Annotated in this window: 9 protein-coding genes; 5 read left to right on the top strand and 4 right to left on the bottom strand. The window is 71.5% G+C overall.

The features are described 5' to 3' along the window. From lpoB to D7V93_RS30030, 5 genes are all read left to right on the top strand, one after another. On the top strand, positions 1 to 411 hold a 411-nt coding region (lpoB, locus tag D7V93_RS30050), incomplete at its 5' end, for a penicillin-binding protein activator LpoB (RefSeq protein WP_120646657.1). 62 nt (positions 412 to 473) lie between these two features. Next, positions 474 to 1,712, top strand: coding sequence for a COG3014 family protein (locus tag D7V93_RS30045; RefSeq protein WP_120646659.1), 1,239 nt, complete (start codon positions 474 to 476; stop codon positions 1,710 to 1,712). Between the two features lie 33 nt (positions 1,713 to 1,745). Then, the gene (locus tag D7V93_RS30040) at positions 1,746 to 2,504 is read left to right on the top strand and encodes a ZIP family metal transporter (protein WP_120646656.1); all 759 of its coding nucleotides are present in this window, start codon (positions 1,746 to 1,748) and stop codon (positions 2,502 to 2,504) included. A 7-nt stretch (positions 2,505 to 2,511) separates the two neighbouring features. After that, complete coding sequence (locus D7V93_RS30035; RefSeq protein ID WP_120646655.1) at positions 2,512 to 3,303, top strand: class I SAM-dependent methyltransferase; 792 nt, start codon at positions 2,512 to 2,514, stop codon at positions 3,301 to 3,303. 354 nt (positions 3,304 to 3,657) lie between these two features. Next, positions 3,658 to 5,379 carry a sigma-54-dependent transcriptional regulator gene (locus D7V93_RS30030; protein WP_120646654.1) on the top strand — a complete coding sequence of 574 codons (1,722 nt, stop codon included), beginning with the start codon at positions 3,658 to 3,660 and terminating at the stop codon, positions 5,377 to 5,379. A 19-nt stretch (positions 5,380 to 5,398) separates the two neighbouring features. Here the strand turns inward: D7V93_RS30030 and D7V93_RS30025 are convergent, their stop codons facing one another. From D7V93_RS30025 to D7V93_RS30010, 4 genes are read right to left on the bottom strand one after another with little or no spacing between them, the layout of a single operon-like run. Beyond that, entirely contained in the window at positions 5,399 to 5,896 is a 498-nt protein-coding gene (locus D7V93_RS30025) for a GDYXXLXY domain-containing protein (RefSeq protein ID WP_120646653.1), read from the bottom strand. After that, complete coding sequence (locus D7V93_RS30020) at positions 5,893 to 6,996, bottom strand: DUF4401 domain-containing protein (protein WP_120646652.1); 1,104 nt, start codon at positions 6,994 to 6,996, stop codon at positions 5,893 to 5,895. The genes D7V93_RS30025 and D7V93_RS30020 overlap by 4 nt, the downstream gene beginning before the upstream one ends. A 1-nt stretch (position 6,997) precedes the next feature. After that, positions 6,998 to 8,011, bottom strand: a complete 1,014-nt coding sequence (locus D7V93_RS30015; protein ID WP_120646651.1) for a DUF2157 domain-containing protein — start codon at positions 8,009 to 8,011, stop codon at positions 6,998 to 7,000. A 49-nt stretch (positions 8,012 to 8,060) separates the two neighbouring features. Next, entirely contained in the window at positions 8,061 to 8,978 is a 918-nt protein-coding gene (locus tag D7V93_RS30010) for an alpha/beta fold hydrolase (protein ID WP_120646658.1), read from the bottom strand. Positions 8,979 to 8,981: the final 3 nt, after the last annotated feature.

Here is an 8,981-nt window from a genome sequence, read left to right as displayed (position 1 = left end):
CCCCCGCCGCAGGGCTCCCCCCTGCCCATCGTCCTCGTGGGCAAGCTGCGCAACAGCACCAGTGAGCACATCGACATGCGCTCGCTGGGGGACAAGATCCAGACGGCGCTCGCGCAGACGGGCCGCTTCGCGCTGGTGGACCAGCAGGCGCGCCAGGACATCGCGGAGGAGTACGAGTACCAGCAGTCCGGCTACGTGAACCCGGAGGCCGCCAAGGCCCCCGGCCAGCAGGCGTCGGTGGACTTCCTGATGACGGGCGACCTCGCCTCCATCATCCAGGAGGTCGGCCGCGACAAGCTCGTCTATTACAAGATGACGGCGAAGCTGAACGACGTGCGCACGGGCACCATCGCCTGGACGGACGAGAAGCAGATCCGCAAGAAGTTCGAGAAGCAGGGCGTGAGCTGGTAGTCCCCGCCGTGTCCAATTCCATCGACATCGCTTCGCGGGCCCCACGCGTCCCTGCTCCTCCCCTGCTTCGGAGGGGGGCGGCGCGCTGGGGCCTGCTGTTCATCGCGGCCCTGGGCGTCCTGAGTGGCTGCGCCAGCGACTACGTGGCGCGCACCGCGTCGGTGCGCTCAGCGTACCAGTCCTCCGACTATCCGCGCGCCCTCCAGGAGCTGGACCACGAGCAGAAGGAGGCCCCGCCGCGCGACCAGCTCCTGCTGCTGTTGGACCGGGGCATGGTGCTGCACGCGGCCGGGCAGTGGGAGGAGAGCACCCGCGTGCTGGCGGAGGCGGACCGGCTCAGCGGTGAGCTGGACATCACCTCCGTGAGCGAGGAGGCCGGGGTGCTCTTGAGCAACGAGCGCCGCCGCGCCTACCGGGGGGAGGACTTCGAGAAGCTGATGATCTCCGTCCTCCAGGCGCTCAACTACGCGCAGCTGAGCCGGGACGAGGACGCGCTCGTGGAGGTCCGCCGCGTCAACGAGCGCATCGAGAAGATGATCACCGAGGAGAAGAAGCCCTACGAACAGCTCGCCATCGCCCGCTACCTGGGCGGCGTGATGTACGAGGACCAGCACGAGTGGGACTCGGCCTTCATCGACTACATGAAGGCGTATGAGCTGGAGCCCGGGCTGGGCGGGCTGGTGGAGCCCCTCTTGCGGCTGGCGAAGAAGACGGGCCGCGACGACGCGTACGCCTCGCTGGCGGAGAAGTTCCCGGACGTGGCGCATGCGCCGCTGGCCCCGGGCGACGGGCAGCTCGTGGTGGTGGTGGAGGCGGGCCTGTCGCCGGAGAAGACGTCCACGTCGCGCGACTACAACGACTCCGGAGAGCTCATCTCGGTGCCCGTGTACCGCGACCGCGGGGGCACGCCGCCGGTGCGCGTGGAGGTGGCGGGGCAGGCGGAGCGGGCGGTGACGGTGACGTCGCTGTCGCGGGTGGCCCAGGTGCACCTCAACGACCGCATCGGCCGCATGCTGGCGAAGCAGCTCGCGGGCGCCGTGGCGAAGGCGGGCGTGGCCGCGGGCGTGGGCGCGCTCACGAAGAGCAAGGAACTGGGCGTGCTCACCTTCCTGGTGCTCAACGCCGGCAACCAGCCCGACCTGCGCTCGTGGCTGTCGCTGCCAGCGGAGTTCCGGGTGGCGCGCTTCCGGCTTCCTCCGGGAAAACACACCGTCCAGGTGGACGCGCCGGGCCGGCCGACGACGCACGAGGTGGAGGTGCAGCCGGGGCGGGTCGCGGTGCTGGTGGTGCGAAGCTATTGAACGTGGCGGTTTTGGGGTTAGGGTGCGCGCCCCATGTCGCCGGTCGTGGCCGAAGTCTTCCTGTACTCCTGCATCGTCGTGGCGAGCGCGCTGGCCGGCGCGCTGGTGGTCGTCTTCAACGACCGCTCCACGCGGCTGGTGACGTTCCTGGCCTTCGCCGCGGGCGTGATGTTCGGCGCGGCCTTCTTCCACATGCTCCCGGAGGCCTATGAGGGCGGCGGCTGGTGGGCCTTCGCGCTCGTGCCCATGGGGTTCCTCTTCGTGCTGGTGCTGGAGCGCTACCTCGTCGCCCACACCTGCGAGGAGCCGCCGGACTGCGCCGAGCACGTGCACGGCCACGCGCTGGGCCTCAGTGCGTTCCTGGGCCTGTCCGCGCACACGCTCTTCGACGGCATCGCGCTGGGCTCCTCCGTGAAGGAGGGCGTGGGCGCCATGGCGCTGCTGGCCATCACCGCGCACAAGGTGCCCTCGTCGCTGTCGCTCGCGTCCATCCTCCAGGCGGAGGGCAAGAAGCGCGGCACCGTCCTCGCGTACACGGCGCTCTACGGCCTGATGGTGCCGGTGGGCGCGCTGCTCTACTTCGGCTTCGACGCGGTGCTGCGCTTCGAATCGCTGGCGCCCAAGGCGATGGCCTTCTCCGCGGGCACCTTCCTCTACATCGCCGTGTCGGACCTGCTGCCGCACGTGAACAAGCACGGGCGCGACAAGCCCGGACGCAACCTGGTGGCACTGGCAGCCGGGTTGCTGGTGATGTTCGTGCTAGCCCGCGTCCTGGGGCATACGGGGCACTGAAGGCACCATGGAACGACGCAAGGACTGGTACGAGCACCCGGAGTACTACGAGGCCATCTTCGGCACCGACACGGTGCGCGAGGCGGACTTCCTCCAGGCGCTGAGCCAGCGCTATGGCACCGGAGGCCCCCTGTGGCTGGAGCCCGCGTGCGGCGCGGGGCGGCTGGTGGAGGAGGCCGCGCGCCGGGGCCTGCGCGTCGCGGGCTATGACTTGTCGGAGGCCATGCTCGCGCACGCGCGCCAGCGCCTCACCCCGGCCGAGCGCCGGCGCGTGAAGCTGTCGCAGGCGCGCATGGAGGACTTCTTCGACCCCGCGCTGGAAGGCCGCGTGGACCTGGCCCACACCCTGGTCTCCACCTTCCGCTACCTGGACAGCGAGAAGGCCACGGTGGAGCACCTGACCGGCACCCGGCGCCTGCTCAAGCCGGACGGCATCTACGTGCTCGGCTTCCACCTCACCGACTACGCGCGCTCCGGCCCCGAGCACGAGCGCTGGGTGGGGCAGGTGGGTCCGGACAAGGTCGTGTGCAACACGCACGAGGGCCTGCCGGACAAGCGCCTGCGCCGCTCGCCCATGCGCAACCGGCTGCGCGTCACCGGTCCCGGCAAGGACTGGCTCATCGAGACCACCTGGTACTTCCGCACCTACGACGAGCCCCAGGCGAAGCGCCTGTTCCGCAAGGTGGGCCTGCGCGTCGCCGCCGCGTTCGACTTCGACTACGACCTGGAGTCCCCCGTGGGGCGCGGCAGTCCCCGGTTGGACCGCGTCTTCGTCCTCCAGCCGGACGCCACGCCGTGAGTGGTAGGGAATGACCCATCTCCCCCGTCTGGAGAGGGGGCGAGCGCGGTATCAGGCCTGAGCCGGTGGAGCTGCGTTCCATCAGGACGCGCTTGCGTCCCATCAGGACGCAATCGTTCGCTGTGGCATGCGGGAGTCCGCGAAATCACAGGGACTCTTCGTTGGCACGATAGCCGCATTCGCGTCGGGCCATACGCCGGCAACGGCGTGTACCGCATCCGGATGCATTCGGAGCGCGGAAGGAGGGGCCGCTCCTTCCGCGCTCTCCATCATCATCTCCGATAGAGTCCGCGTCTGATTTCAGGACGGCTTCGCCGGTCTGCGGTGGCGCGGCTTCCGCACGGAGGCGAGGGGATGCGAGACGAGTTGGCGCAGCTCATGGCTGCGCTCAGGGATTCCAGGGACTTCGAGACGGCGGCGGCGGCGACGCTGCGTCGGATGCTGGCCGCGGCGGAAGCCGCGGTGGCGTCCAGCCGCTATGCGGGTCGGGCCCGGGTCCTGCGCGGCATCGTCCACCTGCGTCCCGGAGAGGCCTACCGTCGGCTGGCGGCGCTGGAGGTGGGCGCCAAGGAGACGACGGATGCGGGCGTCGGGACGCCCTTCTTCACCTCCGCCACGGCCTGGCGCGCGGTGGTGGAGCACCGCTCGGCGGTGTCCATCGACGTGAACATCGGCACGGTGCAGCCGCACGCGCCGGATGCGCCGGTGACGGGAGACCCGGGACTCGCGGGCTTCCACAGCAACGAGAGCAAGCAGCGCTTCCTGGGCCGCCACGCCACGCACGTCTGCGTGCTGCCCCTGCGCACGCCCGCGGGCATGGAGGGGATGATTTCACTGGAGGCCGAGTGCCTCGCCGCGATGGGCCAGGAGTTCGTCTGGCGCGACGCGGGGGACCTGCTCCAGCTCTTCACGGACATCGCCGCGCCGTACCTCACCGCGCTGCCGCAGCGGCCGGTGGCCACGCCGGAGGTGGACGAGTTCCTGCCCGTGGTGGGCCGCTCCATGGCGGAGCTGCTGCCCATCCTCCGGGTGTTCGCGTTGCAGGACGAGACCATCCTCGTCAGCGGCGCCACGGGCGCGGGCAAGTCGCGGCTCGCGCGCTGGTGCCATGAGCGCTCCAACCGCCGGGGCAAGCCCTTCGAGACGCTGGACCTGGTGACGGTGCCGGAGGACCTCCAGATGGCGGAGCTCTTCGGCTGGAAGAAGGGCGCCTTCACCGGCGCGACGCGCGACGCGCCGGGCGTGGTGGCCCGCTCGGATGGCGGCACGCTGTTCATCGACGAAATCGACAAGCTGTCGCTGAAGGCGCAGGCGGGCCTGCTGCACCTGCTGGAGTCGCGCAGCTACCGGCCGCTGGGCGAGGGCACCGGCGAGAAGCACGCGGACGTGCGCTTCATCATCGGCACCAACGCGGACCTGCACGCGCAGGTGCGGGCCGGCCGCTTCCGCGAAGACCTGTACTACCGCGTGAACGTGCTGCCCGTGCGCATGCCGCCCTTGCAGGACCGGCAGGACGAGATTCCCCTCTGGGGGCGGTACATGGTGAACCGCCGTCACCGCGAGCGGCTGCCGGACGGCTCCGCGCGCCTGGCGCCGGAGGCGGAGCACCTGCTCGTCACCAGCTCCTGGCCGGGCAACCTGCGGCAGCTCGACAACATCGTGCGGCGCGCCTACACGCTGGCGATGGTGGAGCACGCCGGGGCCACGGGCGACCTCGTGTTGCAGGAGAAGCACGTCGCGCGGGCGCTGGACTACGAGCAGGCGCCGGGCGGCCGTCCGCTGCCGGAAGCGCTGCGGGCCGCGGCGCAGGCGTTCGTCGGAGAGGCGCGCCGGCGGGGCGCACCGCTGGACCTGGACCTCGCGGACGGCTTCCGGGGCCTGGTGCTGGGGCTGGCCATCCGGCAGGTGGGCCGCGACGAGGCCTTCCGCCTGCTGGGCCGCGAGAGCCTGGTGAAGAACCGCAACCACCACAAGGCGCTCAAGCGCGAGCTGGAGAAGGTGGACGCGCTCTACAAGGCGCTGGGCGAGGACGGGTCGCCCTTCTCCGACCTGCTCGAAGGCGAAGAGGCCGCGTGAGCCCCGCGGCCGCGCCCCGTCACTTCACGGCGCGGCCCAGCGGCTGGTAGTTCTCGTCGCGCAGGCCCACGAGCACGCTGGTGCCGTTGTCCATCACGCGCAGCTCGCCGTAGCGCGCCCGCGCGTAGCGCTCCGCGTGGCCCTCCTGGAAGAAGAAGGCCTCCGCGCCCAGCCGCAGGCGTGAGTTGCGGACGCGGAAGCGCAGGCGCACCTCTCCCGGGGCCAGCGGGGTGCCCGGCGTCTCGTAGCGCACGAACGCGCCCACGTCGTGCGCATCCAGGTGCAGCACCACGTTGCCGTCTTCCTGGGGCGCCTCGAGGCCCTCGCGCCACGTCTGGCTGATGGCGTAGTCGAGCACCATGTAATCGCCCTGGATGAGCGAGCGCGGATCCACCGGGGCCAGTTGCAGCAACACCGTCTGGCCCCGGGCCAGCACGGTTTCCTTCTGCACGACGAGGACGGCCGTGGCGACCAGCACCAGGGCGAGCCCTCCGAAGATGACGGCGCCGCGTTTCATCGGGCCTCCGCGAGCACGGCGGGTTCACGCCGCAGGAAGAGCTGCCGCACGCCCAGCAGCACCAGCCCGCTGCCCACGAGCGCGAGCGCCTTGGCGAGCAGGGTGAGCCGGAGGTCGTAGTAGTAGTACGCGCCGAACGTCAGCAGGAACGCCACCGCCAGCCCCAGCATCACCTGGCTGCGGCGGTGGAAGCCGAGCGTCAGCATCAGGCCCGCGACGAGCACGCCCGGCGTGTTCAGGGTCATCCCCGTGAGCAGCACCAGCGCGACGACCGCGGGAAGCCAGGCCGCGCGCTCATGCGAGAGCCCCTGTTCGCGGATCACCTGCCACCCCGTCCCCAGGGCCATGAGGGCCAGCGGCACCGTGAGCCACATGCCCGGCGCGAAGTCGCCGCGGTAGATGTAGTGGAAGCCGTCCTGGGACCCCATGACGTTGCGGAACAACAGCCAGCCCGGTACCGCGCACGCGAGCGCGAAGGCGATGGGGCCCACACGGGTCCCCAGCGGGCCCTGCCGCATCCGGGGCTCGAAGAGCAGCAGGCCGCAGAGCGCCGCGGCGCCCACGAGCATCCACAGGTCCACACCCACGGCGCTCATCGCTTCCGAGGCCAGGACCCCCACCGCCACGAGGATGCCCAGGGTGGCCAGGAAGTAGAGGATGACGTCGGGGAACCAGGCCAGCAGCGCGACGCTCACCACCACCGCCAGCACCGACGTGGCGACCACGCTCTCGCTGGCCTCCGCCATGCCGAACAGCAGCGCTCCCGCGCCCGACAGACACGACGCCAGGGCGAGCTGCTCCATGAAGGGCCCGTGGGTCGCCCGTCGCAGGAAGACCGCGCCCACGCACAGCACCAAACCGAGGGCGCCGAGCGCCGCCTCCTCCCGCCACAGCCCGACACAGGCGAAGAAGCTGAGCATGAACGCGGCGGACAGCCACGCGCCCATGCCGGCCAGGGCCTTCACGAACCAGGGAGAGGCGCCCAGGGTCCGCTGCCGGACCTCCAGCGCCGTGCGGGCGCGCGACTCCACCTCCGCGTCCACCTGGCCTTCGGCCACCAATCCCGTCAGGACCTCGCGCATCGAGGGTCGCAGGGCCATGTCAGGTCTCCTCCGAGACACCGGTTGCGTGGGACTCGCGGCGCAGCCAGTACACGGCCAGCGCCACCTCGCCGATGATCAGCAGCGGCAGGATGAAGAGGGTCAGCTCCTCCGCGTGCGTGGCCTTGATGAGGAAGTAGCCCACCGCCGTGTTCACCAGCGTCATCACGCACAGCGAGCCCAGCGTGAGCAGGAACAGCTCGCCGTGCAGGTGCCGGTGCAGCGCCACGATGGCGCCGAGCGCCGCGAGCAGCAGCAGGAACGACAGGCCGGTGGCGAACGAACGGTCGTCGCTGTCGACGATGAACACCACCGCCGCGCCGAGCAGCGGCGTCATCGCCATGATGGCCAGGACGCGAGGCATCCACCGACCCTGGAGCCAGGACACCCGGCGGTTGGCGAAGTGCTCGTAGGTGGCCCAGGCGAAGCCGTTGAGCAGGCCGAGCACCAACGCCAGCTGTCCCTCCCTGGAGGCGCTCCAGTCGCGCATGCGCTGCTCCCAGAAGAGGATGATGCCGGTGTTGATGAGCACGAGCTGCAGCAGCCACAGGGGCGTGAAGCGCGCCAGCGCCACCCACGGCAGGATGAGCACGGCCCAGCCGATGAACAGCTCATACGGATCCGCGCCCGTCTGGTACGCCTGCCCGTACACGGCGAGCAGCGGCCCCACGAGCACCGCGGACGCGAGCAGCGCGAACTGCCCCGCGGGCCGGTCCCCCAGCCGCCACGCGCCCACGGCCGCACCGGTGATGCCCAGGGCGACGAGGCCCAGCTTGGCGAAGCGTCCCAGCTCCGCCCAGTTGTAGGCGAAGAAGTACACCACGCCCGCGAGCACCAGCAGCGAGCCCAGGCCCATCAACGTCGTGGACAGGAACGCGCGCCACGCGGGGCGCGACGGCGTAGCGACGGCCAGGTGCAGCGCGCGTCCGTACGCGTCCGGGGACAGGATTCGGGCGTCCGCCAACGCGTGCAAGCGTTCGGGCGTCGCCTCCAGGTCGAGGAAGTCTTTCGGCACGGCGCGGGACTGTAGCCGGTTCGCGGGCCCGCCGGAGCCTCGCGTCCGCTCAGCCGCCGGTGGCTCCCTGACCCAGGAAGGCCTTCAGCTCGGGGAGCACGCGCTCGGGCCGCTCCAAGTGCGGACTGTGTCCGCAATCCACGCGGAGCACGCGCGCCTGGGGCAGCCTGCGCGCGGCCTCGTCCGCGAGCGTGACGGGCAGCGTCTCCTCGCGCTCGCCCCAGACGAGCAGCACCGGCACCTTCACCTCGCCCAGCCGCTCGCGGCGGTGGAACACCGGGCCCGTCAGGGGCACGAGCTCGTTGAAGGCGTGGGCCGCCTCCGGCCGTCCGCCGGGCACGCCCATCAGCTCGTAACCCAGCGCCCCCAGCCGCTCCCCCAGCGGCGTCGGAGGGGGCGGCAGCATCCGCGCCATCGCCCAGGGGCCCAGGTTGCGCGCCAGCCGCTCCGGCCCCGCGCGGAAGAACAGGCGCGAGGCGCGCGTCATCTCCGGCCCCAGCCCCATCGCGTCCACCAGCACCAGCCGCTCCACCGGCACCGTCCCGCGCAGCGCCAGCTCCAGCGCCACCAGCCCGCCCAGCGAGTGGCCGACCACCGCCACCGGCCCCGGCTCCAGCATCCCCAGGACCTCCTCCACCGGACGGGTGAAGAACGCCACCGCGTCCTCCGCCGAACGCACGCGCATGTCCGGGGCGGTGGACTGGCCGAAGCCGGGCAGGTCCAGCGCCAGGACGCGGTGGTTCCGGGCGAGCACTGTCAGATAGGGGAACCAGTGCGTCGCCGAGTGGCCCCGCCCGTGCAACCACACCACCGTCGGTCCCGACCCGGCTCCCGAGTCCGCCGAGCCTCCCGAGCCTCCCGAGCCCCCTTCGAGGATCCGCACCGCTCCGCCTCCGGGCAGCCAGTGCACCTGGGGCACCACGGCCGGGGCCAACTGGGCCAGGAGGCCCGCTTCCACGGGGCCCACGGG

Origin of the sequence: Corallococcus llansteffanensis, assembly GCF_003612055.1 — a bacterium.
In the GTDB taxonomy this organism is placed as follows: Bacteria; Myxococcota; Myxococcia; order Myxococcales; family Myxococcaceae; genus Corallococcus; species Corallococcus llansteffanensis.
This window is presented reverse-complemented; position numbering and strand designations above follow the sequence as displayed.

Bases quoted from the DNA above. Each gene is read 5' to 3' on its own strand.
- D7V93_RS30040 (WP_120646656.1), top strand. From the start codon at position 1,746: ATGTCGCCGGTCGTGGCCGAAGTCTTCCTGTACTCCTGCATCGTCGTG.
- D7V93_RS30035 (WP_120646655.1), top strand. From the start codon at position 2,512: ATGGAACGACGCAAGGACTGGTACGAGCACCCGGAGTACTACGAGGCC.
- D7V93_RS30030 (WP_120646654.1), top strand. From the start codon at position 3,658: ATGCGAGACGAGTTGGCGCAGCTCATGGCTGCGCTCAGGGATTCCAGG.
- D7V93_RS30025 (WP_120646653.1), bottom strand. From the start codon at position 5,896: ATGAAACGCGGCGCCGTCATCTTCGGAGGGCTCGCCCTGGTGCTGGTC.
- D7V93_RS30020 (WP_120646652.1), bottom strand. From the start codon at position 6,996: ATGGCCCTGCGACCCTCGATGCGCGAGGTCCTGACGGGATTGGTGGCC.